This window comes from Burkholderia pulmonis, assembly GCF_984667975.1.
In genome coordinates, this window is the sequence record NZ_OZ480187.1 from 1,053,773 (window position 1) to 1,076,832 (window position 23,060).

Sequence of the window (23,060 nt, forward strand, 5' to 3'; positions counted from 1 at the left end):
CTCCGAATCACCTATCCGGAGCCCCTTCATGCCGAATCTCGCGGCAACGGAAACCAGCGGTGCAGCCAGCCACCGCACGCGCAACATCAGCCTCGCGCTGTTTTTCCTGATCATTGCCTGCGGCATCGTCTACGTCGGTATCCATCTCAGCGACGACCTCAGTCCTGTCAAGGAAAGCTCGATCCTTCCGTTCATGATGCTGATCGTGGCGTTGCTGATCGCGCTCGGCTTCGAGTTCGTGAACGGCTTCCACGACACCGCGAACGCGGTCGCGACCGTCATCTACACGCATTCGCTCGACCCGCACCTCGCGGTCGTCTGGTCGGGCCTGTGGAACCTGTGCGGCGTGATGGTCTCGAGCGGCGCTGTCGCGTTCGGCATCCTGCAGCTGCTTCCGGTCGAGCTGATCCTGCAGGTGGGCAGCGGCTCGGGCTTCGCGATGGTGTTCTCGCTGCTGATCGCGGCCGTTACATGGAACCTCGCGACCTGGTATTTCGGACTCCCGTCGTCGAGTTCGCACACGCTGGTCGGCTCGATCATCGGTGTCGGCCTGATGAACCAGATCGTCAGCGGCCCGTCGGCTACGAGCGGCGTCGACTGGAACCAGGCGCTCGGCGTCGGCAAGGCGCTGCTGTTCTCGCCGCTGATCGGTTTCGTACTGTCCGCACTCGTGTTGCTGCTGCTGAAGGCGGTCGTGCGCGTGCCGGCGCTGTACCAGGAGCCGAAGGGCAACAAGCCGCCGCCGTTCTGGATCCGCCTGCTGCTGATCCTGACCTGCACCGGCGTGTCGTTCGCGCACGGTTCGAACGACGGGCAGAAGGGCATGGGCCTGATCATGCTGATCCTGATCGGCGTGATGCCGACCGCCTATGCGCTGAACAAGGCCGTGACGCCGGACCAGACCAGCACGTTCGTCGCGGTCGCGCGCCATGCGTCGGTGACGCTCGCCAGGTATGCGGACCCGGCCGCGCAGTCCACCGGCCCGCGCGCCGACGTCGAGGCGTACGTGCGCACGCACAAGCTGACGCCCGCGACGATTCCGGCGCTCGGCAAGCTCACCGACACGATCGCCGACCAGGTCGCACAGGCCGGCGGCATCTCGACGGTCCCGCAGAACCTCGTCGACAACGTGCGCAACAACATGTATGTCGCATCCGAAGCGATCCGCCTGATGGAGAAGGCGAAGGCGCCGGCGTTCTCGATCGAGGACGCGAGCGCGCTCGAAGCGTTCAAGCAGCAGATGGACCGTGCGACGAAATTCATCCCGACGTGGGTGAAGGTCGCGGTCGCGATTGCACTCGGCCTCGGCACGATGGTCGGCTGGAAGCGGATCGTCGTGACGGTCGGCGAGAAGATCGGCAAGTCGCATCTCACGTACGGGCAGGGCGCGTCGGCGGAAGCCGTCGCGATGCTGACGATCGGGATGGCCGACGCGTACGGGCTGCCGGTATCGACGACGCACGTGCTCGCGTCGGGCGTGGCCGGCACGATGACGGCGAGCGGCGCGGGCCTGCGCTGGGATACCGTGCGCAACCTCGTGCTCGCGTGGGTGCTCACGCTGCCCGCATCGATCGCGCTGTCGGCCGTCCTGTACTGGGCGCTGCACGGGCTGTTCTGACCCGCGCCGGGGGGCGCGACGTCCGGCCGCGCGGGTCGCGGCCGGTCCCATCGATTTTCAATTCAACACAAGACGCTACCGATGGATATCAGTTTCGATCCGAACCGCACCGCGAACGCCTCGGCGTGGCGCGTGCTGCCCAACCGCTGGGATGCCGTCGCGTTTCCGCTGATCATCTGCCTGCTCGCGATGGCGATCGTCGGTTTTCACCAGACGATGGCGCCGATCGGCGTGCTGCAGACGCAGAAGATCTCGCTCGATCCGTCGAACCTGCCCGAATACGCGCTGCGTACCACGCTGCGGATGCTCGCCGCGATGGTCGCGTCGCTCGTGTTCACGCTCGTCTACGGCACGCTCGCGGCCAAGAGCCGCCGCGCGGGCATGGTGCTGATCCCGATCCTCGACATCCTGCAGTCGGTGCCGGTGCTCGGCTACATCTCGTTCACCGTCACGTTCTTCATCGCGCTGTTCCCGGGCCGCGTGCTCGGCGCGGAGCTCGCGGCGATCTTCGCGATCTTCACGAGCCAGGCGTGGAACATGACGTTCAGCTTCTACCAGTCGCTGCGCACGGTGCCGCGCGACCTGCACGAAGTGTCGCGCGGCTTCCACCTGACGGCATGGCAGCGCTTCTGGAAGCTCGAGGTGCCGTTCTCGATGCCGGGCCTGATCTGGAACATGATGATGTCGATGTCGGGCGGCTGGTTCTTCGTCGTCGCGTCGGAAGCCATCACCGTCGGCAACCAGACGATCACGCTGCCGGGCATCGGTGCGTATCTCGCGCAGGCGATCTCCGACAAGAACCTCGGCGCGGTCGGCTGGGTGATCGTCGCGATGACGGTCGTGATCCTCGCGTATGACCAGCTGCTGTTCCGTCCGCTCGTCGCGTGGGCCGACAAGTTCCGGATGGAGAACACCGCGTCGGGCGATGCGCCGCAATCCTGGCTGCTCGACATGATGCGCCGCACGCACCTGATCCATCAGCTGCTCGTGCCGGCCGGCTGGCTGCTGTCGCAGGTCGCGCGGATTCCGCTGCGCGTGCCGTCGTTCAAGGGTGTCGGCTCGCGTGTCGCGCTGAGCCGCCGTTCGTCGCGGATCGGTGACTTCATCTGGGGCGTGCTGGTGATCCTGCTGACGGTGTACGTCGTGTGGCGCGTCGTCACCTTCGTGGCCACCGGCGTGACGATGCCGGAGGTCGGCCACGTGCTCGTGCTCGGGCTCATCACGCTGCTGCGCGTGATGCTGCTGATCGCGATCGCATCGGTGATCTGGGTGCCGCTCGGCGTGTGGATCGGGCTGCGTCCCGCGCTGGCCGAGAAGATCCAGCCGCTTGCGCAGTTCCTCGCCGCGTTCCCGGCCAACCTGCTGTTCCCGGTGTTCGTGATCGTGATCGTCCACTTCCACCTGAACGCGGACATCTGGCTGTCGCCGCTGATCGTGCTCGGCACGCAGTGGTACATCCTGTTCAACGTGATCGCGGGGGCGATGTCCTATCCGAACGATTACAAGGAAGTCACGAAGAATTTCCGGATTCGCGGCCGGCAGTGGTGGCGGCAGGCGATCCTGCCGGGCATCTTCCCGTATTACGTGACGGGCGCGATCACCGCATCGGGAGGCGCGTGGAACGCGAGCATCGTGTCCGAGTTCGTGCAGTGGGGCGATACCAAGGTCGTCGCGCACGGCCTCGGCGCCTACATCGCGCAGACGACCGCCGCCGGCGATTTCCCGAAGATCATCCTGGGCATCGCCGTGATGTCCCTGTTCGTCACCCTGTTCAACCGTCTGCTGTGGCGTCCGATGTACGCCTATGCGGAATCCCGGCTCCGTCTCGACTGAGAGTAAGCGCGATGCAAAATTCGACCGTAATCCACGCCCCCGTCCAGACGTCCCAGCCGCTGCAGCCGCCGCGCCTCGGCGACGAAATCCTGCGGGTCGACCACGTTTGCCGCGGCTTCAACAAGACGCAGGGCGAACTGCTCGTGCTCGACGACGCGAACCTGTCGCTGCGCGAAGGCGAGATCGTCGGGCTGCTCGGCCGTTCCGGCTCGGGCAAGTCGACGCTGCTGCGGATCATCGCCGGCCTGATCGAGCCGACCGGCGGCGAAGTCAGCTATCTCGGCAAGCCGCTGAGCGGCCCGGCCGAAGGCGTCGCGATGGTGTTCCAGACCTTCGCGCTGTTCCCGTGGCTCACGGTGCTGCAGAACGTGGAAGCCGGTCTCGAAGCGCTCGGCGTCGGTGCGCGCGAGCGGCGCGAGCGCGCGCTCGCCGCGATCGACCTGATCGGCCTCGACGGCTTCGAGAACGCGTACCCGCGCGAGCTGTCGGGCGGCATGCGCCAGCGCGTGGGCTTTGCGCGCGCGCTCGTCGTCGATCCGACGATCCTGCTGATGGACGAGCCGTTCTCGGCGCTCGACGTGCTGACGGCGGAAACGCTGCGTACCGACCTGCTCGATCTGTGGACGCAGGGCCGCATGCCGATCAAGTCGGTGCTGATCGTCACGCACAACATCGAGGAAGCCGTGTTCATGTGCGACCGGATCCTCGTGCTGTCGTCGAACCCGGGCCGCGTGATCGCCGAGATCAAGGTGCCGTTCAAGCATCCGCGCAATCGTCTCGACACCGATTTCCGCAAGCTCGTCGACGACATCTACGCGAAGATGACGGCGCGCCAGACCAACGAGGCGACGAAGAAGGGGCTCGAACTCGGCAGCTGGATGCCGCGCGTGTCGACCAACCTGATGGCGGGCCTGATCGAGACGCTAGCGATGGCGCCGTACCACGGCCGTGCCGACATGCCGGAAATCGCGCGGACGCTGCATCTGGAAGTGGACGAACTGTTCCCGATCGCCGAAGTGCTGCAATACCTCGGTTTCGCCGACGTGCGCGAAGGCGACGTGTACCTGACGCCGCCCGCACGCGTGTTCGCGGAATTCGGCACGCAGGAGCGCAAGCTGATGTTCGCCGATCACCTGCTGAAGCATGTGCCGCTCGCGGCGCGGATCCGGAAGGTGCTGAACGAGCGTCCGGGCCATCGTGCGCCGCGCGTGCGCTTCGAGCAGGAACTCGAGGATTTCCTGTCCGACGAGGCCGCCGAGGAAACGCTCGACGCGGTGATCGACTGGGGCCGCTACGGCGAGGTCTTCTCGTACAACGACAAGACGGAAGTGTTCAGCCTCGAGGATGTCGAGATCTGATGCCCGCGCCCGGATGGCGATCGATCGTCATTCGGGCAGATCCCGCTGATTCGTATCCAGCTCGATACCGCCCGTATTGAGCCGTTCGATCTTCTCCATCCGCTGCCGCGCCAGTTCCGGCAGCCGGTTCGTCACGCCGATCACCAGCGCCTCGGCGAGCGCCAGCGCCGGCACGTTGGTCTGCAGCATCGCGAACGGGCGACCCTGGATCCGCAGCACGATTTCCGCAAACTCGCCGATCGGCGATCGCCATTCGTCGGTGATCAGCAGGATGCGCGCGCCGAGCTGGTGTGCGGCCTGCGCGAAACGGATGCTGTCCTTCTGGTAGCGGCGAAAGTCGAAGATCACGAGCACGTCGCCGCGCCCCATGTCGGCCAGGGCGACCGACGCGAGATTCACGTTCGGCTCGACGTACTGCACATGCGGTCGCGCATAGGCCAGCGTGAACGAAAACAGCGATGCGAGCGGTGCGGTGTAGCGGCCGCCGCCGCAGAAGACGCGTACGTCCGGATCGGCCAGTACCGCCACGGCTGCGTCGAACGCGGCCGCGTCGAGTCCTTCGATCGTGGTCGCGAGCGCCCCGGACAGCCGCTGGAAGATCGCCGCATGGCTGTCGCGCATACCGGTTTCCGAGTGGAACGCATCCATCCGCGCGAGCGGCGAATTCATCGCGGTGTCGATTTCGTCATGCAGCGCCTGCTGGAACGACGAGTAATTCGTGAAGCCGATCCGGACGACGAAGCGGAACACGGTCGGGTCGCTGACTTCCGCCTGCTTCGCAAACTGCGCGATGGGCCCCAGCCCGAGACTGGGGTAGCGATCCAGCAACGCCTGCGCGACCTTCTGTTCCGACGGCGTGAAGCTATCCATCTGGGATAACAGCAACGCCCTGATGCTCGTCCCCATCGGGCACTCCAGCTCTCTATCTGAATGACAAACGGCAGACCTGGGTCTGCCGGCGATTCCACGCATGTTAGCCGATTGACGGGCGGCGGGCCGCGTACGTCCCGATATTAGAGGGACGCATCGCCAGGCCAGACGGCTCACTCATGAATGTAATGAAATAAACATTCTGGGGGAATCGCCTTTACCGTCATTCGTTTTATATTCAGTGATAACCCTAGGTATTGATGCAAAAAAGCGAGTGCTATGATCGCGGCCTTGCTGGAATGTATTGTTTATTACATGTCGGATGGGCAGCGTCGAGCCTCGGGTGCGCGGCGGCGCATTCCGGCACGGCCCGGTTTACTTGTCTGGAGGATTCCGTCATGAGGCGGCTCGTAGTACTCACCCTGGTGTCGGCGATGAGCGTGTGCGCGTTCGCCGCATCGGACCCGGCGGTCGAAGCGAAGAACGGCATGGTCGTGTCGTCGCAGCACTTCGCGTCGCAGATCGGCGTCGACATCCTGAAGGAAGGCGGCAATGCGGTGGACGCGGCGGTGGCGGTCGGCTATGCGCAGGCCGTGACCAATTCGTGCTGCGGCAATATCGGCGGCGGCGGTTTCATGACCATCCACCTGGCCGACGGCCAGGACCGCTTCATCAACTTCCGCGAGACCGCGCCGGCGGCGGCTTCCGCGAACATGTATCTCGATGCGGCAGGCAACGTCATTCCGGACCAGAGCCTGTACGGCTATCGCGCGGTCGGCGTGCCGGGCACGGTGGCCGGCCTCGATCTCGCGCAGCGCAAGTACGGGAAGCTGACGCGCAAGCAGGTGATGGAGCCGGCGATCCGGCTCGCGCGCGACGGTTTCGTGCTGACGCGCGGCGATACCGACATCCTCGACACCACGGTCGAGCGCTTCAGGAAGGATCCGGAAGCCGCGCGTATCTTCCTGCGCCCGGACGGCACGGCGCTGCAGCCGGGCGACCGCCTGGTGCAGAAGGACCTGGCGCGTACGCTCGAGCGGATCGCGGAGCAGGGGCCCGACGCGTTCTATCACGGCGAGATTCCGAAGATCGTCGAGGCGGCGGCCAAGCGCGGCGGCGGCGTGATCACCGCGGCCGATTTCGCGTCCTACCGTGCGCAGGACATGGCGCCGCTGACGTGCACGTATCGCGGCTACGAGTTCGTGTCGGCGCCGCCGCCGAGCTCGGGCGGCGTGACGATGTGCGAGACGCTGAACATCCTCGAAGGGTATGACCTGCGCAAGCTCGGCTACCACTCGGCCGCGGCGGTCCATTACATGACCGAAGCGATGCGTCACGCGTACGAAGACCGCAACACGCTGCTCGGCGATCCGAACTTCATCGACAACCCGATCGCGAAGCTGACGAGCAAGGAATACGCGGCGCAGATCCGCAAGAGCATCCATGCCGATACGGCGACGCCGTCGGTCGACGTGCAGCCCGGTGTCGGCGTGCACGAGAAACCGGAAACGACGCACTACTCGATCATCGACCACGACGGCAACGCGGTGTCGACGACCTATACGGTCAACGGCCGCTTCGGCGCCGTGGTCATCGCGCCGGGCACGGGCTTCTTCCTGAACGACGAGATGGACGACTTCACCGTGAAGGTCGGCGCGCAGAACATGTTCGGCCTCGTGCAGGGCACGCGCAATTCGATCGCGCCGGGCAAGCGTCCGCTGTCGTCGATGGCGCCGACCATCGTGAAGAAGGACGGCAAGGTGTTCATGGTGGTCGGTTCGCCGGGCGGGTCGCGCATCATCACGATCACGCTGCAGACCGTGCTGAACGTGATCGACTACGGGATGACGCCGCAGGACGCGGTCGCCGCGCCGCGCATCCACCACCAGTGGCTGCCGGACGAGGTGTACTACGAAACCTACGGCCTGTCGCCCGACACGCTCGCGATCCTGCGCAACATGGGCTACAAGATGGTCGAGCAGACGCCGTGGGGCGCCGCCGAGCTGATCATGGTCGGCCTGCCGGGCACCGAGGCGGCGAGCCGCCAGAGTTCCGGGAACGATTCGTCCGTATCCGGCAACGTGCGTGTCGGCTTCATCTACGGCTACAACGACCCGCGTCGTCCGGCCGGCTCGGCGATCGGCTACTGACCTGATCGCCCCGCGCTGAACCGCCGCCGGCATTCGCCTTTTCGCGAATGCCGGTGCGGCGGCAGCGCGTCCGTTCGCGGCATCGGCAAGCCTGACCGGCTCGCCACACGCGCCCTCCGTCACGGAGTGGGCGCTTTCCTTCCGTCAACTCCTTCGCCCTGCGGCGAATTCCGTCATGAACAAACGAATGTCCGCGGCAGGCTGGATCCTGCTCGCGATGGCCGCCGGCATCCTGATCGGCTACCTGATCTACACGCAGCTTCCGGACAAGCAGTCGGCCGCCGAAATCGCCGGCTACATCTCGCTCGTGTCCGACGTGTTCCTGCGGCTGATCAAGATGGTGATCGGCCCGCTGGTGTTCTCGACGCTCGTCGTCGGCATTGCGCACATGGGCGATGCGTCGTCGGTCGGGCGCGTGTTCGTGAAGGCGTTCGGCTGGTTCGTCACCGCGTCGCTGATCTCGCTGCTGCTCGGGCTGATGATGGCGAACCTGCTGCGACCGGGCGAGAACCTCGGCCTGCCGCTGCCGGACATCGGCGCGTCCGCGCATCTTGCGACGTCCAAGTTCACGCTGAAGGACTTCGTCGGCCACATGGTGCCGAAGTCGATCGCCGAGGCGATGGCGAACAACGAGATCCTGCAGATCGTCGTGTTCTCGATGTTCTTCGGCGTCGCGCTGTCGGCGCTCGGCGAGCGCGGCAAGATCCTCGTCGCCGCGATCGACCAGCTGGCACACGTGATGCTGAAGATCACCGGCTACGTGATGAAGCTCGCGCCGCTCGCGGTGATGGCTGCGATGGCGTCGACTGTCGCCGTCAACGGACTGTCGATCCTGCTGAAGTTCGCGGTGTTCATGGGCGACTTCTACGCGAGCCTCATGCTGCTGTGGGCGACGCTCGTCGCGGCCGGGCTGCTGTTCCTCGGCCGTCGCGTGTTCAAGCTGCTCGTGCTGATCAAGGAAGCGTTCATGCTGTCGTTCGCGACCGCGAGTTCGGAAGCCGCGTACCCGAAGATCCTCGACGCGCTCGACCGTTTCGGCGTGCGACGCAAGATCTCGAGCTTCGTGATGCCGATGGGCTATTCGTTCAACCTCGACGGCTCGATGATGTACTGCACGTTCGCGTCGCTGTTCATCGCGCAGGCCTACGACATCCACCTGTCGCTCGGCACGCAGGTCACGATGCTGCTGGTCCTGATGCTGACGTCGAAGGGGATGGCCGGCGTGCCGCGCGCGTCGCTGGTCGTGATCGCGGCGACGCTGCACCAGTTCAACATCCCGGAGGCCGGGCTGCTGCTGATCCTCGGTGTCGACACGTTCCTCGACATGGGCCGCTCGGCGACCAACGCGGTCGGCAATTCGATTGCCAGCGCGGTGGTTGCGAAGTGGGAGGGCGAACTGATGTCGGAAGCCGAAGCGCACGCACATGCCGCGCATCTCGATGCCGAACTCGAACGGCAGAGCCGCGATCCGGCCTATGGCGCCGGGCAGGCCACGCCGTCCTGACGTCAGGCCGCCAGGACTTCGTCGATGCACGCCGCGAGCACCATGGCGGCGGCGTTGCCCGGCGTCGAGCCGAGCAGTTGCGGTGCATAGACGCTGTCGCCGATCTCGATCGATCGACCCGACAGCGCGCACACGCCGCGCTTGCGCGTCGTGAACAACCGCCACTTCTGGTAGCCGTAGTGCCCGGTGCACGCATCGCGCCACGAAATCATCACGGTGTCGGCCGTGGGCCGCTCGAGCACGCTGATGGACGGCTTGCTCGATGCGTCCCACGACGGCAACCGGTCGCGCGTGACGGTGCGCCGCCGCGGGAGGCCCCACGAGACGGACGGCATGTCGAAGCTGCCGATCGCGGCAACGGTCATGAGCCAGGGCGCTGCTGGGTTGTTCATGTCTCTTTTCCTCGAAACGTTGCGCGGTGCCGCCACGCGCGGGATCACGACAGGCGGATGCGCGGCTGCACCCAGCCGTTGATTCGTTCGGCGATCCACAGCAGGGTCGCCTTGGAGAAACCGTGCAGCGCCTGCTGGTGCCGCCGGTAGAGCATCAGGTGGCTGAACTGCGCGAAACGCCCCTGGATGAAGCCGCCGCGGAAGAATCCGAACTGCCCGAGCGTGCCGAACGCGTCGTAATCGCTGATCGACACGAGCGCACCGAAGTCGTGGAATGCGAACGGTGGAATCGGCGTGCCGTCGAGCCATGCGGGCAGGTGCTTCGCGAGATGTTCGGCCTGCTGCGTCGCGACCTGCGCGGTCGGCGGCAACGGCCGTTCCTGGCCGTCGGGCTGCAGGGTCGCGCAATCGCCGATCGCGAACACGTGCTCGTCGCCCGTTGCCTGCAGCGTCGGCCCGACGACGACCTGGTTCGCGCGGTTCGTATCGAGCCCGCCGAGCGTCTGCATGAAATCGGGCGCCTTCACGCCGGCCGCCCAGACCATCAGGTCCGCTTCGGCGAACGAACCGTCGCCGTAGTGGAAACCGTTCGCGTCGGCCGACGTGACGCGCGTCGACGTCAGTACGTGAAAACCGATCTGCTCGAGCCGCCGCTGCGCGGACGCGGAAATCTTCGGCGGAAACGCATTGAGGATGCGCGGGCCGCTTTCGAGCAGCGTGAGCTGCAGCCGCTCGCGCACCGTTTCGTCGCCATAGGCCTGCGCGACTTCCAGCAGGCGGCTCAGCTCCGCCGCCAGCTCCACGCCCGTCGCGCCCGCGCCGACGATCGCCACACGAAACGGCTCGTCGCGCGCGATGCTGCGGAACACGCGCATCCGCAACGCTTCGTTGAACGTTTCCGCCTGCTGCTGGCTGTCGATGAAGTAGCAGTGCTCGCGCACGCCCGGCACGCCGAAATCGTTGGCCTGGCTGCCGAGCGCGAGGATCAGCACGTCGTATTCGAGTTCACGCGCTTCGATCACCACATCGCCGTCCTGCGAGCGGATCTCGCCGAGCTGCACGCGGCGGCGCACGCGATCGAGCCCCTTCAGTTCGCCGGGCTGGTACGTGTAGCCGTGGTCGCGCGCATGGGCGAGGAAGATCACCTGTTGCTGCTGGACGTCGCGCGTGCCGGCCGCGATCGTGTGCAGCATCGGCTTCCAGATGTGGGTGGGACTGCGATCGACGACGGTGACCTGCGCACGCCCGGACCGGCCGAGACGCTCGCCCAGACGGGTGGCGAGCTGCAGCCCGGCGATCCCGCCGCCGACGATGACGATGCGTGTAGGGGTTGTCATGGATAAATCATCACGTGATGAATAAGGTATGATCGTAGCGCTTCCCGGCTCCGCGTGTCAACGGAGCAGGGCAGGCAATTCAATTCCGGGGAAGTGGAACCGGGGCCCGAACACGGGCATTCGAACCATTCAAGGGGAGCAGGAAAACGTGGCTGAAGTCACTGAGCGCGTGCCGTCGAAGCGGCGTACGCGCGGGCGGCCGCTGGCGGAGGCGTCCGTCGGTCCGGACGTGATATTGCGGGCCGCGCGCCGCACCTTCGCGAAGCGTGGCTACGACGCAACGAGCGTGCGCGAAGTCGCACGCGAGCTGGGCATCGACGCGGCGTTGATCGCCCATCATTTCGGCACGAAGGAAACGTTGTGGCTGGCCGTCGTCGAGCAGATCGTCGATCTGGCCGAGCCGTTGTTCGACGCGCTGCGCGCGCTGCGCACGTCGTCGCTGCCGCATCGCGACCGCGTGCGGCGCGCGCTGGAGCTGTGCGTCGATCACGAGTTCGCGGAGCCGGACATCGGCATGTTCTTCTCGACCGCCGCGACCGAGGAGGGCGGGCGGCTCGACCGGCTGCAGGAGCGGATCGTGCGCCCGTATCACGATGCGATGTTTCCGCTGCTGGCGGAGGCGGTCGAGGCCGGCGAGATCCGCCCGGTCGATCCGAACGTGCTGTTCTTCATGATCGCGAGCGCGGTCGGCACGACGGTGTCGTACAGCCACATGATGCTGGAGTTCACGTCGCTGCCGACGCGGCCGGATGCGTTCCGGGAAGCCGTGCTCGCCGTCGCGTTCAACCTCCTCGGCGACTGAGCGCCGCGCGCGCGATGCGCGCGGTCACGTCGCCGCAACGAGCCCCAGTTCGCGCACCGCATTCCGCGCGGTCTCGCGCAGCGCATCAACGAGCGGCGACGGCGTGCGATACGCGATCGCCAGCTCGTACGCCAGCGGGCTGCCCGCATCCTTCAGTTCGCAGAACGTCATGCCTTGCGGCTGCATCGGCACGAACAGGCGCGGCATCAGCGCAACGCCGATGCCGCCCGCGACGAGCCCGGCCGTCGTCTGCATCTGGCGCGGCTGCTGCACCACGCGCGGCGCGAAACCGGCCTGCGCGCACGCCGTCACGATCAGCGCATGCATGCCGGGCCCGTGGTGCGCGGCAAACATGACCCACGGTTCGTCCGCCAGCTCGGCCAGCGCGATGCGCCGGCGGCGCGCGAGCCGGTGGCCGTCGGGTAGCGCGGCCACCATCCGGTCGCGCAGCAGCGGCTCGACGCGCACGTCGCCGGCATCGGCCACCGGCAGCACGACGAGGCCGACGTCCGTGCGGTCGTGACGCAGCGCGAGCACCTGCTCGGCGGTCGTGCCTTCCTCGAGCTGGAAATCGACGTCCGGATGGCGTTCCTGGAACGCGCGCAGGATCAGCGGCAGCAGCGCGTTCACCGTGCTGTCGACGAAGCGCAGCCGCAGCGTGCCACCGAGACCGGCGCCCGCGCGGCGGGCCGCGGCCACCGCGCGCTCGGCCTGTTCGAGCGCGCGCCGCGCTTCGAGCAGGAACGCTTCGCCGGCCGGCGTGAGCCGCGAGCCGCGGTTGTCGCGTTCGAGCAGGGCGACGCCCAGTTCGTCCTCGAGCTTGCGGATCGCCGCGCTGAGCGGCGGCTGCGCCATGTGCAGCCGCTCGGCCGCGCGCCGGAAGCTCAGCGTCTCGGCGACCGCGATGAATTGCCTGAACTGGCGCAGATCGATCATGCGATACCTTTCATGTATCAGTTGATCATCGAATTCGTATTTTACCTATCACGCTGGGCTGCCCAGAATGTCCTCGTCATCAACCGTCGATATTCAGGAGGGCAGGTCATGGCGGGCAACGAACAGCAGCGCACGGCAATCGTCACGGGCGGGTCGAGCGGGATCGGCTTCGCGATCGCGAGCCGGCTGGTGCAGGACGGGTATCGCGTCGCGATCGTCGGGCGTGACGTCGAGCGGCTGGACGCGGCCGTCGCGCGTCTCGGCGGCGCGGCGATCGGGCAGGCGGGCGATTTGAGCGTGCGGCGCGAGGCGGCAGCGGTGGTGGCCGCGATCGTCGCGCGGTGGCCGCGCATCGACGTGCTGGTCAACAACGCCGGGCTGACCGGCCGCGTCGGCGCGGATACGGAGGCGGGCGAAGCGGAGGCGGTGTGGGACACGGTGCTCGACGCGAACCTGAAAAGCCTGTTCCTGACGACGATGGCGGTATTGCCGCACCTCGCCGGCGACGCCGCGCGGATCGTCAACATCGGCTCGATCGCCGCGCGCGCCGGCAGCCTGCTGCCGGGCGGCCTCGCGTATGCGGCCGCGAAGGCCGGCGTCGAAGGGTTTACCGTCGCGCTGGCGCGCGAACTCGGGCCGCGCGGCGCGACGGTCAATACGGTCGCGCCGGGCTATATCGCCGCCACGCGCTTCTTCGGCGACGGTGGGGTGCCACCGGCCATCGCGGCGACGATTCGCGAGCAGACGCCGGCCGGCCGCGCCGGGCAGCCGGACGACATCGCCGACGCCGTCGCGTGGCTCGCGGGGCCGCGCGCGTCGTTCGTCACCGGCGCGACGATCGCGGTGAACGGCGGCTGGCGCGTCGGGTGACGCAATCGGCGCCGGCGGCGGGCGCAGGCGCACCCGTCATTCGGCATCCGTCGGCGGCTTGTCGCCGAGCCAGCGCCGCGCGCCGGGCCCGTTGCGGCCCGCGCGGTCTTCCGGGTTGGTCAGCTTGCAGCGTTTCAGCGACAGGCAGCCGCAGCCGATGCATTCGTCGAGGTTGATGTAGAGCCGCTGCAGCTCCTCGATCCGGCTCGCGACGCGCTGCTTCCAGCCGCGCGACAGCCGCTGCCAGTCCTTGTTGCTCGGTGCGGTGTCCTCGGGGAGGCTGACCAGCTGTTCGGCGATTTCGTCGAGCGAATAACCGATCTTCTGCGCGAACACGATGAATGCGATCAGCCGCAGCACCGCACGCGAATAGTGACGATGGCTCGAGCCGTTCCGGTGCGACTTGATCAGCCCGCGCGTCTCGTAGAACCGCAGCGTCGATGCCGGCACGCCGCCGCGGGCGGCCACTTCGCGGATCGACATCAGCGGCCATTTCGGGTCTTCCGGGGTACCCATGACGTTCTCCGGGGAAAGCTTGACTTGAAGTTAACTTCAACTTTTATGCTACGCGGCAGTTTAACCCGTCGCGAGGCATCATGCTCTCCTTTTCCCTACGCAGGACGTCGCCTCTGGGCGCAACCTGTGCATTGTTGCTGGCGTTGTCGGGCTGTCACGACGGCAAAGGCACGTCGTCGGCCCAACCCCTTCCCGAAGTCGGCGTCGCCACCGTCGCGCCGCGCACGATCCGCCTCGCGGACGAGTTCAACGGTCGCGTCGAAGCGGTCGACGCGGTCGAGCTGCGGCCGCGCGTGAGCGGCTACCTGCAGCGTGTCGCCTACAAGGAAGGCGACCTCGTCGCGCAGGGCACGCTGCTGTTCGAGATCGACCCGCGCCCGTACCGGATCGCGCTCGACCGCGCCAACGCACAGCAGCAGCGGGCCCGTGCGGCCGCGAGCCTCGCCCAGGTGCAGCTCAAGCGCGTGCAGACGCTGATCGATGCGCATGCGACGTCGCAGGAAGAACTCGACAACGCGCGCGCCACTGCCGAGCAGGCGCGTGCGGACCTGCAGGCGGCCGATGCGGCCGTCGCCGACGCGAAGCTCAATCTCGGCTTCACCGAAGTGCGCGCACCGATCGCGGGCCGCGTCGGCCGCGCGATCGCGACCGTCGGCAACCTCGCGCGTGCGGACGACACGCTGCTGACGACCGTCGTGTCGCAGGATCCGGTCTACGTGTATTTCGACTGTGACGAGCAGAGCTACCTGCGCTACAACGCGCGCCGTGCCGATCCGAAGCATCGCGCGATCGGCGCGGATCCGGTGCGCGTGGGCCTCGCGAACGAGGCGGGCTTCCCGCATGCGGGTACCGTCGATTTCCTCGACAACCGGCTCGACCCGCAAACCGGCACGATCCGAGCGCGGGTACGGCTGCCGAATGCCGACCATACGTTTACGCCGGGCCTGTATGCCCGTGTGCAACTCGTCAGCGGCCGTGACCAGGATGCACTGCTCGTCGACGACAAGGCCGTTCTGACCGACCAGGACCGCAAGTATGTCTATGTGATCGGCCCCGGCGACAAGGCGCTGCGCCGCGACGTGACGATCGGCCGCGAACTCGAAGGCGAGCGGATCGTCGAGAAAGGGCTGCAGGCTGGCGACCGCGTGGTGGTCGACGGCGTGCAGCGGATCTACTATCCGGGCGCACCGGTGAAGCCGAAGGCGCTGCCCGCCCGCGCCGACGCCGGCAGCGCCACGCAGGCCGTCGCCGATGCCGGCGCGCCTGCCGCGCAATGACGGGAGAAACACCATGGATTTCTCCCGATTCTTCATCGACCGGCCGATCTTCGCGGTCGTGCTGTCGATCGTCATCTTCGCGCTCGGCCTGATCTCGATTCCGATGCTGCCGGCCGGCGAATATCCGGAAGTCGTGCCGCCGAGCGTCGTCGTGCGTGCGACGTATCCGGGCGCGAACCCGAAGGAAATCGCCGAATCGGTCGCCGAACCGCTGGAAGAGGCGATCAACGGTGTCGAAGGCATCATGTACATGAAGTCGGTCGCCGGGTCGGACGGCAGCCTGCAGGTCGTCGTCACGTTCCTGCAGGGTGTCGATCCCGACACGGCCGCCGTGCGCGTGCAGAACCGCGTGAGCCAGGCGCTGTCGCGCCTGCCCGACGAGGTGCGCCAGTACGGCGTGACCACGCAGAAGCAGTCGCCGACGCCGCTGATGTACGTGAGCCTCTACTCGCCGGACAACAGCCGCGATTCGCTATACCTGCGCAACTACCTGACGCTGCACGTGAAGGACGAGCTGTCGCGGCTCACCGGCATCGGCGACGTCGGCGTGTACGGCTCCGGCGATTACGCGATGCGGCTGTGGCTCGACCCGAACCGGCTCGCGTCGCGCGGGCTGACCGCGAGCGACGTGATCGCGGCCGTGCGCGAGCAGAACGTGCAGGTGTCGGCCGGCCAGCTCGGTGCGGAACCGTCGCCGAAGAAAAACGACTTCCTCGTGTCGATCAACGTGCGCGGCCGCCTGCGCACCGTGCAGGAATTCAGCGACATCGTGCTGCGCAACGGCGACAACGGCCAGGTCGTGAAGCTGTCCGACGTCGCACGCATCGAGCTCGGCGCGGGCGACTACACGCTGCGCTCGTATTTCAACGACAAGCATTCGGCCGTGGTCGGCATCTTCCTGTCGCCGGGCGCGAACGCGCTCGATGTCGCGAAGGCCGTGTACGCGAAGCTCGACGAACTGTCGAAGCGCTTCCCGCCCGGCGTCGCGTACCGCCCCGTGTGGGATCCGACGGTGTTCGTGCGCGAGTCGATCCGCGCGGTGCAGCACACGCTGATCGAGGCAGTCGTGCTGGTCGTGCTCGTCGTGATCCTGTTCCTGCAGACGTGGCGCGCATCGATCATTCCGCTCGTCGCGGTGCCCGTGTCGGTGGTCGGCACGTTCGCGTGGCTCTACCTGCTCGGCTATTCGATCAATACGCTGACGCTGTTCGGGCTCGTGCTCGCGATCGGGATCGTCGTCGACGATGCGATCGTCGTCGTCGAGAACGTCGAGCGCAACATCGCGCAGGGCTTGAGCCCGCGCGACGCCGCGCACCAGGCGATGCGCGAGGTGTCGGGGCCGATCGTCGCGATCGCGCTCGTGCTGTGCGCGGTGTTCGTGCCGATGGCGTTCATGTCGGGCGTCACGGGCCAGTTCTACAAGCAGTTCGCGGTGACGATCGCGATCTCGACGGTGATCTCCGCGATCAACTCGCTGACGCTGTCGCCCGCGCTCGCCGCGAAGCTGCTGCGCCCGCACGACGCGCCGAAGGATGCGCTCACCCGCGGGCTCGACCGCGCATTCGGCTGGCTGTTCCGTCCGTTCAACCGCTTTTTCGAGCGCAGCTCCGACCGCTATCACGGCGTCGTCGGCCGCACGCTGAAGCGGCGCGGCGTGGTGTTCGCCGTCTACGCGGCGCTGCTCGCGGCAACCGCGCTGCTGTTCAACGCGGTGCCTGGCGGCTTCATCCCGGTGCAGGACAAGCTGTACCTGTTCGCGGGCGCGAAACTGCCGGAAGGCGCGTCGCTCGCGCGTACCAGCGCGGTAACCGAGCAGATGACGAAGATCGCGCTCGGCACCGACGGCGTCGAGATGGTGCCGGCGTTCGCGGGGCTGAATGCGCTGCAGGGCGTGAACACGCCGAACATCACGAACTCGTACGTGATCCTGAAGCCGTTCGACCAGCGTCACCGCAGCGCCGCGCAGATCAACGCGGATTTGAACACGCGCTTCGCGGCGATCGGCGGCGGCATTACCTATGCACTGATGCCGCCGCCGATCCAGGGCCTCGGCAACGGTTCGGGCTACTCGCTGTACCTGGAGGATCGCGGCGGGCTCGGCTACGGCGAATTGCAGAAGGCGCTCACGGCGTTCCAGGCGGCGGTCGCGAAGACGCCGGGGATGAGCTATCCCGTCAGCTCGTACCAGGCGAACATCCCGCAGCTCGAGGTGAAGGTCGACCGGCTGAAGGCGAAGGCGCAGGGCGTCGCGCTGACCGACCTGTTCAACACGATGCAGGTGTATCTCGGCTCGATGTACGTGAACGACTTCAACATCTTCGGCCGCGTGTATCGCGTGATGGCGCAGGCCGATGCCGGCCACCGGCAGACGGCCGCCGATATCGCGAACCTGCGCACGCGCAACGCGAAGGGCGAGATGGTGCCGATCGGCTCGATGGTCACGGTGGAGCCTGCGTACGGCCCCGACCCGGTCGTCCGCTACAACGGCTATCCGGCCGCCGACCTGATCGGCGATGCCGATCCGAAGCTGATGTCGTCGTCGCAGGCGATCGCGAAGCTGCAGCAGATCGCGAAGGACGTGCTGCCGCCGGGCATCACGCTCGAATGGACCGACCTCAGCTACCAGCAGGTCACGCAAAGCAACGCGGCGATCGTCGTGTTCCCGCTTGCCGTGATGCTCGTGTTCCTCGTGCTCGCATCGCTGTACGAGAGCTGGACGCTGCCGCTTGCGGTGATCCTGATCGTGCCCGTGTGCATGTGCGCGGCGTTGTTCGGCGTGTGGCTGTCCGGCGGCGACAACAACGTGTTCGTGCAGGTCGGGCTGGTCGTGCTGATGGGGCTCGCGTGCAAGAACGCGATCCTGATCGTCGAGTTCGCGCGCGAGCTCGAGATCCAGGGCAAGGGCGTGATCGAAGCGGCGCTCGAAGCATGCAAGCTGCGACTGCGCCCGATCGTGATGACGTCGGTCGCGTTCATCGCGGGCTCGGTGCCGCTCCTGATCGGCAGCGGCGCGGGCAGCGAAGTGCGTGCGGCCACCGGCATCACCGTGTTCGCGGGGATGCTGGGCGTCACGTTGTTCGGGCTGTTCCTGACGCCCGTGTTCTATGTGGCGATCCGCAAGCTCGCGGGCGGCACGCCGGCCGTCTGGGGCGAACAGCACGGCACCCTCGAAGGAGAAAACCGATGAGCGCCGCTTTCCGTCTTTCCGCGCTCGCGATGTCGGTGACGCTCGCCGCGTGCGCGGTCGGCCCCGATTTCAAGCGGCCCGATACGGCCACCGCCGCGCGGTTCGCGCGCGACGAGCATCCGGCGACGCAGCGCGACGCAGCGCCGGCCGATACGCCGCCCGACGCGTCGGCTGCTGCCGATGCCACGTTCTGGCGCGGCTTCGGCGATCCGGCGCTGACGCAGTTGATCGACGCGGCGCTCGCGGCCAACCAGGACCTGCAGGTCGCGGTGTCGCGCTACGACGCGTCGAACGCGTTGCTGTCGCAGGCCGCCTTCGACCGCTATCCGACGCTCACCGCGAGCGGCCAGATCGGCCATCAGCTGATGAGCAAGGACCAGGCGTTCGGCGCGCCGCGCAGCCAGCGCGATACGCCGACGTCGAACATCGGGATCAATGCAGCCTGGGAGCTCGACCTGTTCGGCCGCGTGCGGCGCTCGATCGAGTCGCAGCGTGCGGAAACGGCTGCGAGCGCGGCCGACGTGCGTGCGGTACGCGTCGCGATCGCGGGCGAAGTGGTGAGTACGTACGTCGATCTGCGCGGTTCGCAGGAACGGCTGCGGATCGCGCGCGAGAATGCCGACAACCAGAAGCAGACGCTTGCGCTGATCAATGCGCGCGTCGGTGCGGGAAGAGGCTCCGAACTCGATGCGGCGCGTGCGCGTGCGCAGTACGAATCGACGACGTCGCGGATCGCCGTGTACGAAGCCGCGATCGGCGTCGACGAGCACCGGCTCGCGGTGCTGACCGGGCAGACGCCCGATGCGCTGATCGGCCGGTTCGATCTGCCGAAAACAGGCGCGTCGCGCGGCACGCCGGTGCCGCTGCCGGCGCTTGCCGCCGACATCGATCCCGGCACGCCGGGCGACCTGCTGCGCCGGCGCCCCGATGTCGCGGCCGCCGAGGCCAGGCTGCATGCGGCGACCGCGCGGGTCGGCGTCGCGACGGCCGACCTGTTTCCGCGCTTCACGCTGTCGGGGTTGCTCGGCAGTGCGACCAGCAGCTACGGGTTCTTCCGCGCGGGCAGCGCCACGAACCTGATCGCACTCGGCGTCGACTGGTCGTTCCTCGACGTCGGCCGGGTGCGGGCACGGATCGCCGCGAGCGATGCGGAAGCGGCCGGCCAGCTCGCGCAGTACCGGCAGACCGTGCTCGGTGCGCTGGAGGAAACCGAGAACGCACTGCTGCATGTCGCGCGTACGCGTGACGAGACCGCACACCTCGTGCGCGCGGCGGACGACAGTGCGCGTGCGGCGCAGCTCGCGCAGACGCGCTTCTCGGCCGGCGCGATCGACTACTACGAAGTGCTCGACGCGCAACGGACGCTGCTGCAGGCGCAGGATGCGGCGGCCGACGCCCGGATGCGCAGCGCGGCGTCGACGGTCGCGCTGTACAAGGCGCTCGCGGGCGGCTGGCCGTCGGGCACCGGGCAGGGCGGCGCGCCGGGCCCGCTCGCGCAGTCGAAGCCGTAGCACGGGCGGGGCCGCGCGGCAGGCGGGGACGATCGTGCCTGTCGCGCGCCGCATGACTACACCGTGGCCGGATCGATCTTGTCGACGTCGATGCCGTAGCGCCGGATCGCTTCGCCGACACGCGTTCGCTCGATCGTGCCGTCGTCGGCGAGCGCCTTCAACGCGGCGATCACGATGAAGTGCCGGTCGACCTCGAAGAACGTGCGCAGCGCCTCGCGGGTATCCGAGCGGCCGAAGCCGTCGGTGCCGAGCGACACGAAGCGCCGGCCGTCGACGAACGCACGGATCTGGTCGCCGACGATCTTCATGTAGTCGGTCGCGACGACCACCGGCCCGGTGCGGCCGTCGAGGCATTGCTGCACATACGGCATACGCGGCGCCTGATCGGGATGCAGCAGGTTCCAGCGTTCCGCGGCAAGCCCGTCGCGGCGCAGCTCGGTCAGGCTCGTCGCGCTCCACACGTCGCTCGACACGCCGAAGTCCTGCGCGAGCAGGTCGCTGGCGGCGATTACTTCGCGCAGGATCGCGCCGCTGCCCATCAACTGCACGTGCGGCGCACCGGCCGTGCGCGGCGTGCCTTCGCGCAACGGGTAGAGACCCTTCAGGATGCCGGCTTCCGCGCCGTCGGGCAGCCCGGGGTGCGGGTAGTTCTCGTTGAGCACCGTGATGTAGTAATAGACGTCTTCCTGCTCCGCATACATCCGCCGCAGCCCGTCGCGCACGATCACCGCGAGTTCGTACGCATAGGTCGGATCGTACGACACGCAGTTCGGGATCACCGACGACAGCACCTGGCTGTGTCCGTCGTTGTGCTGTAGCCCTTCGCCCATCAGCGTCGTGCGGCCCGACGTCGCGCCGAGCAGGAAGCCGCGCGTGCGTGCGTCGCCGGCCGCCCAGGCGAGATCGCCGACGCGCTGCAGCCCGAACATCGAGTAGAAGATGTAGAACGGCACCGTTGGCAGCCCGTGGTTGCTGTACGCGGTGCCGGCCGCGATCCACGACGCGATCGCGCCCGATTCGTTGATCCCTTCCTGCAGGATCTGCCCGTCCTTCGCTTCCTTGTAGTAGCTGAGCTGGCCCGCATCCTGCGGCGTATAGAGCTGGCCGAGGTGCGAGTGGATGCCGATCTGGCGGAACAGGCCTTCCATCCCGAATGTGCGCGATTCGTCCGGCACGATCGGCACGACGAGCTTGCCGAGCCGGGGATCCTTCAGCAGCGTGCCGAGGATCCGCACGAACGCCATCGTCGTCGACAGCCCGCGCTCGCCGGTGTCCTTCAGCTGCGCGTCGAACGCGGCGAGCGGCGGCACCGGCAGCGGCGCGACGGCGCTGAAGCGCGCCGGCACGTGGCCGCCCAGCGCGGCGCGGCGTTCCGCGAAATAGCGCTCTTCGGCGCTGCCCGGCTCGGGCTTCAGATAGGGCAGGTCGTCGAGCTGCGCGTCGGTGACCGGCAGCGCGAAGCGGTCGCGGAACGCGCGCACGGCGTCCGCGCTCATCTTCTTCAACTGGTGGTTCACGTTCTGGCCTTCGCCGGCTTCGCCCATCCCGAAGCCCTTGACGGTTTTCGCGAGCACGACGGTCGGCCGTCCGTCCGCGTGCATCGCCTGCGCATAGGCTGCATGCACCTTCTCCGGATCGTGGCCGCCGCGCGCCAGTTTCCAGATGTCGTCGTCGGACAGGTCGGCGACGAGCTCGAGCAGTTCGGGGTATTTGCCGAAGAAATGCTCGCGCACGTATGCACCGCTTTGCGACTTGAAGGTCTGGTAGTCGCCGTCCACGCACTCCATCATGCGCTGGCGCAGCAGGCCGGTGGTGTCGCGTTCGAGCAGGCGATCCCAACCGGCGCCCCAGATCACCTTGACGACGTTCCAGCCGGCCGCGCGGAACGTGCCTTCGAGTTCCTGGATGACCTTGCCGTTGCCGCGCACGGGGCCGTCGAGGCGCTGCAGGTTGCAGTTGACGACGAAGATCAGGTTGTCGAGCCGTTCGCGCCCGGCGAGCGAGATCGCCGCGAGCGATTCGGGCTGGTCCATTTCGCCGTCGCCGAGAAATGCCCACACCTTGCGGCCCTGGTGCGTTTTCAGTCCGCGATATTCGAGGTAGCGCATGAAGCGCGCCTGATACGCGGCCGTGAGCGGCCCGAGCCCCATCGACACGGTGGGGAACTGCCAGAAATCCGGCATCAGCCGCGGATGCGGATACGACGACAACCCGTCGCGGCCCGCTTCGCGGCCGGTCTCGCGGCGGAAATTGTCGAGCTGCGCGTCCGTGATGCGGCCTTCCAGATACGCGCGGCCGTAGATGCCGGGGGCCGAATGGCCCTGGATGTAGACCATGTCGCCGTCGAACGTGTCGGTGCGGCCGCGGAAAAAGTGGTCGAAGCCGACGTCGTACAGCACCGCCGCCGACTGGTAGGTCGCGATATGGCCGCCGACGTTCGAATGCCGGCCGGCGCGCAGCACCATCACCATCGCGTTCCAGCGGATCATCGCGTTCAGGCGGCGTTCGAGCGCGAGATCGCCCGGGTACGCGGGCTGCCGCTCGCGCGGCACCGTGTTCACGTACGCGGTCGTCACGCGGCCGTGCAGGTCGCCGTGGCGGGCTGCGTCGAGATCGGCGAGCTGGTCGAGCAGGTAGTGTGCGCGCGGGCGTCCTTCGAGCGCGATCACGGATTCGAGCGCATCGAGCCATTCGCGGGTTTCCTGCGGATCGATGTCGGGTAACGCGAGAGGTGCGGTCATGCAGTGTCTCCAGAAGCATCAGGCTGCGCGGGGCGACGGTCGTGGCGCCGCGTCGCGCGACGGAACGCCCGCCGATCGGCGGGCGATATGATTGCAATTGCAATCATATCGAAGGGCATTGTTATCGAGGTAGAATTTAATTGCAACTGCAATTCAAC

The 23,060-nt window shown here is 67.3% G+C and carries 16 protein-coding genes; 10 read left to right on the plus strand and 6 right to left on the minus strand.

The genetic code is table 11. From position 1 onward, the window contains the following. The first annotated feature begins 28 nt into the window (after positions 1 to 28). From AC5LXK_RS21530 to AC5LXK_RS21540, 3 genes are all read left to right on the plus strand, one after another. Positions 29 to 1,618, plus strand: a complete 1,590-nt coding sequence (locus AC5LXK_RS21530) for an inorganic phosphate transporter (protein WP_493393478.1) — start codon at positions 29 to 31, stop codon at positions 1,616 to 1,618. An 81-nt stretch (positions 1,619 to 1,699) separates the two neighbouring features. Beyond that, a complete protein-coding gene (locus AC5LXK_RS21535; protein ID WP_493393479.1) occupies positions 1,700 to 3,451 on the plus strand; it encodes an ABC transporter permease in 1,752 nt (583 codons plus the stop codon). Positions 3,452 to 3,462: 11 nt separating this feature from the next. Then, positions 3,463 to 4,809 carry an ABC transporter ATP-binding protein gene (locus AC5LXK_RS21540; RefSeq protein WP_493393480.1) on the plus strand — a complete coding sequence of 449 codons (1,347 nt, stop codon included), beginning with the start codon at positions 3,463 to 3,465 and terminating at the stop codon, positions 4,807 to 4,809. A 27-nt stretch (positions 4,810 to 4,836) separates the two neighbouring features. Here the strand turns inward: AC5LXK_RS21540 and AC5LXK_RS21545 are convergent, their stop codons facing one another. Next, positions 4,837 to 5,715 carry a MurR/RpiR family transcriptional regulator gene (locus AC5LXK_RS21545; protein ID WP_493393481.1) on the minus strand — a complete coding sequence of 293 codons (879 nt, stop codon included), beginning with the start codon at positions 5,713 to 5,715 and terminating at the stop codon, positions 4,837 to 4,839. Positions 5,716 to 6,077: 362 nt separating this feature from the next. Between AC5LXK_RS21545 and ggt the strand changes: the two genes are divergently transcribed. Then, positions 6,078 to 7,829, plus strand: a complete 1,752-nt coding sequence (ggt, locus tag AC5LXK_RS21550; protein ID WP_493393482.1) for a gamma-glutamyltransferase — start codon at positions 6,078 to 6,080, stop codon at positions 7,827 to 7,829. A gap of 175 nt (positions 7,830 to 8,004) precedes the next feature. Beyond that, positions 8,005 to 9,333 carry a dicarboxylate/amino acid:cation symporter gene (locus AC5LXK_RS21555; protein ID WP_493393483.1) on the plus strand — a complete coding sequence of 443 codons (1,329 nt, stop codon included), beginning with the start codon at positions 8,005 to 8,007 and terminating at the stop codon, positions 9,331 to 9,333. Positions 9,334 to 9,335: 2 nt separating this feature from the next. On the opposite strand, the gene AC5LXK_RS21560 is transcribed toward AC5LXK_RS21555, so the two are convergent. Together AC5LXK_RS21560 and AC5LXK_RS21565 are read right to left on the minus strand one after the other, a co-directional pair. Continuing rightward, positions 9,336 to 9,725: a DUF3331 domain-containing protein gene (locus AC5LXK_RS21560; protein WP_493393484.1), complete on the minus strand. Its 390-nt coding sequence runs from the start codon at positions 9,723 to 9,725 to the stop codon at positions 9,336 to 9,338. 44 nt (positions 9,726 to 9,769) lie between these two features. Beyond that, positions 9,770 to 11,062 carry an NAD(P)/FAD-dependent oxidoreductase gene (locus tag AC5LXK_RS21565; RefSeq protein WP_493393485.1) on the minus strand — a complete coding sequence of 431 codons (1,293 nt, stop codon included), beginning with the start codon at positions 11,060 to 11,062 and terminating at the stop codon, positions 9,770 to 9,772. A gap of 148 nt (positions 11,063 to 11,210) precedes the next feature. On the opposite strand from AC5LXK_RS21565, the gene AC5LXK_RS21570 reads away from it, so the two are divergent. Further along, complete coding sequence (locus AC5LXK_RS21570) at positions 11,211 to 11,864, plus strand: TetR/AcrR family transcriptional regulator (protein ID WP_493393486.1); 654 nt, start codon at positions 11,211 to 11,213, stop codon at positions 11,862 to 11,864. Between the two features lie 24 nt (positions 11,865 to 11,888). Here the strand turns inward: AC5LXK_RS21570 and AC5LXK_RS21575 are convergent, their stop codons facing one another. Then, a complete protein-coding gene (locus AC5LXK_RS21575; protein WP_493393487.1) occupies positions 11,889 to 12,800 on the minus strand; it encodes a LysR family transcriptional regulator in 912 nt (303 codons plus the stop codon). A 108-nt stretch (positions 12,801 to 12,908) separates the two neighbouring features. On the opposite strand from AC5LXK_RS21575, the gene AC5LXK_RS21580 reads away from it, so the two are divergent. Then, positions 12,909 to 13,670 carry an SDR family NAD(P)-dependent oxidoreductase gene (locus AC5LXK_RS21580; protein ID WP_493393488.1) on the plus strand — a complete coding sequence of 254 codons (762 nt, stop codon included), beginning with the start codon at positions 12,909 to 12,911 and terminating at the stop codon, positions 13,668 to 13,670. Positions 13,671 to 13,706: 36 nt separating this feature from the next. Here AC5LXK_RS21580 and soxR read toward each other — a convergent pair whose 3' ends face one another. Continuing rightward, positions 13,707 to 14,186: a redox-sensitive transcriptional activator SoxR gene (gene soxR / locus AC5LXK_RS21585; protein WP_493393489.1), complete on the minus strand. Its 480-nt coding sequence runs from the start codon at positions 14,184 to 14,186 to the stop codon at positions 13,707 to 13,709. 80 nt (positions 14,187 to 14,266) lie between these two features. Here soxR and AC5LXK_RS21590 point away from each other — a divergent pair, with 80 nt between their 5' ends. From AC5LXK_RS21590 to AC5LXK_RS21600, 3 genes are read left to right on the plus strand one after another with little or no spacing between them, the layout of a single operon-like run. Continuing rightward, positions 14,267 to 15,463, plus strand: coding sequence for an efflux RND transporter periplasmic adaptor subunit (locus AC5LXK_RS21590; protein WP_493393490.1), 1,197 nt, complete (start codon positions 14,267 to 14,269; stop codon positions 15,461 to 15,463). 13 nt (positions 15,464 to 15,476) lie between these two features. Continuing rightward, a complete protein-coding gene (locus tag AC5LXK_RS21595) occupies positions 15,477 to 18,650 on the plus strand; it encodes an efflux RND transporter permease subunit (RefSeq protein ID WP_493393491.1) in 3,174 nt (1,057 codons plus the stop codon). Beyond that, positions 18,647 to 20,161: an efflux transporter outer membrane subunit gene (locus AC5LXK_RS21600; protein ID WP_493393493.1), complete on the plus strand. Its 1,515-nt coding sequence runs from the start codon at positions 18,647 to 18,649 to the stop codon at positions 20,159 to 20,161. The genes AC5LXK_RS21595 and AC5LXK_RS21600 overlap by 4 nt, the downstream gene beginning before the upstream one ends. Before the next feature lie 56 nt (positions 20,162 to 20,217). On the opposite strand, the gene aceE is transcribed toward AC5LXK_RS21600, so the two are convergent. Then, a complete protein-coding gene (aceE, locus tag AC5LXK_RS21605) occupies positions 20,218 to 22,902 on the minus strand; it encodes a pyruvate dehydrogenase (acetyl-transferring), homodimeric type (RefSeq protein WP_493393494.1) in 2,685 nt (894 codons plus the stop codon). Between the last annotated feature and the right edge of the window lie 158 nt (positions 22,903 to 23,060).

Coding starts and splice junctions, on each gene's coding strand:
- AC5LXK_RS21530 (WP_493393478.1), top strand. CDS start 29: ATGCCGAATCTCGCGGCAACGGAAACCAGCGGTGCAGCCAGCCACCGC.
- AC5LXK_RS21535 (WP_493393479.1), top strand. CDS start 1,700: ATGGATATCAGTTTCGATCCGAACCGCACCGCGAACGCCTCGGCGTGG.
- AC5LXK_RS21540 (WP_493393480.1), top strand. CDS start 3,463: ATGCAAAATTCGACCGTAATCCACGCCCCCGTCCAGACGTCCCAGCCG.
- AC5LXK_RS21545 (WP_493393481.1), bottom strand. CDS start 5,715: ATGGGGACGAGCATCAGGGCGTTGCTGTTATCCCAGATGGATAGCTTC.
- ggt (WP_493393482.1), top strand. CDS start 6,078: ATGAGGCGGCTCGTAGTACTCACCCTGGTGTCGGCGATGAGCGTGTGC.
- AC5LXK_RS21555 (WP_493393483.1), top strand. CDS start 8,005: ATGAACAAACGAATGTCCGCGGCAGGCTGGATCCTGCTCGCGATGGCC.
- AC5LXK_RS21560 (WP_493393484.1), bottom strand. CDS start 9,725: ATGAACAACCCAGCAGCGCCCTGGCTCATGACCGTTGCCGCGATCGGC.
- AC5LXK_RS21565 (WP_493393485.1), bottom strand. CDS start 11,062: ATGACAACCCCTACACGCATCGTCATCGTCGGCGGCGGGATCGCCGGG.
- AC5LXK_RS21575 (WP_493393487.1), bottom strand. CDS start 12,800: ATGATCGATCTGCGCCAGTTCAGGCAATTCATCGCGGTCGCCGAGACG.
- AC5LXK_RS21580 (WP_493393488.1), top strand. CDS start 12,909: ATGGCGGGCAACGAACAGCAGCGCACGGCAATCGTCACGGGCGGGTCG.
- soxR (WP_493393489.1), bottom strand. CDS start 14,186: ATGGGTACCCCGGAAGACCCGAAATGGCCGCTGATGTCGATCCGCGAA.
- AC5LXK_RS21590 (WP_493393490.1), top strand. CDS start 14,267: ATGCTCTCCTTTTCCCTACGCAGGACGTCGCCTCTGGGCGCAACCTGT.
- AC5LXK_RS21595 (WP_493393491.1), top strand. CDS start 15,477: ATGGATTTCTCCCGATTCTTCATCGACCGGCCGATCTTCGCGGTCGTG.
- AC5LXK_RS21600 (WP_493393493.1), top strand. CDS start 18,647: ATGAGCGCCGCTTTCCGTCTTTCCGCGCTCGCGATGTCGGTGACGCTC.
- aceE (WP_493393494.1), bottom strand. CDS start 22,902: ATGACCGCACCTCTCGCGTTACCCGACATCGATCCGCAGGAAACCCGC.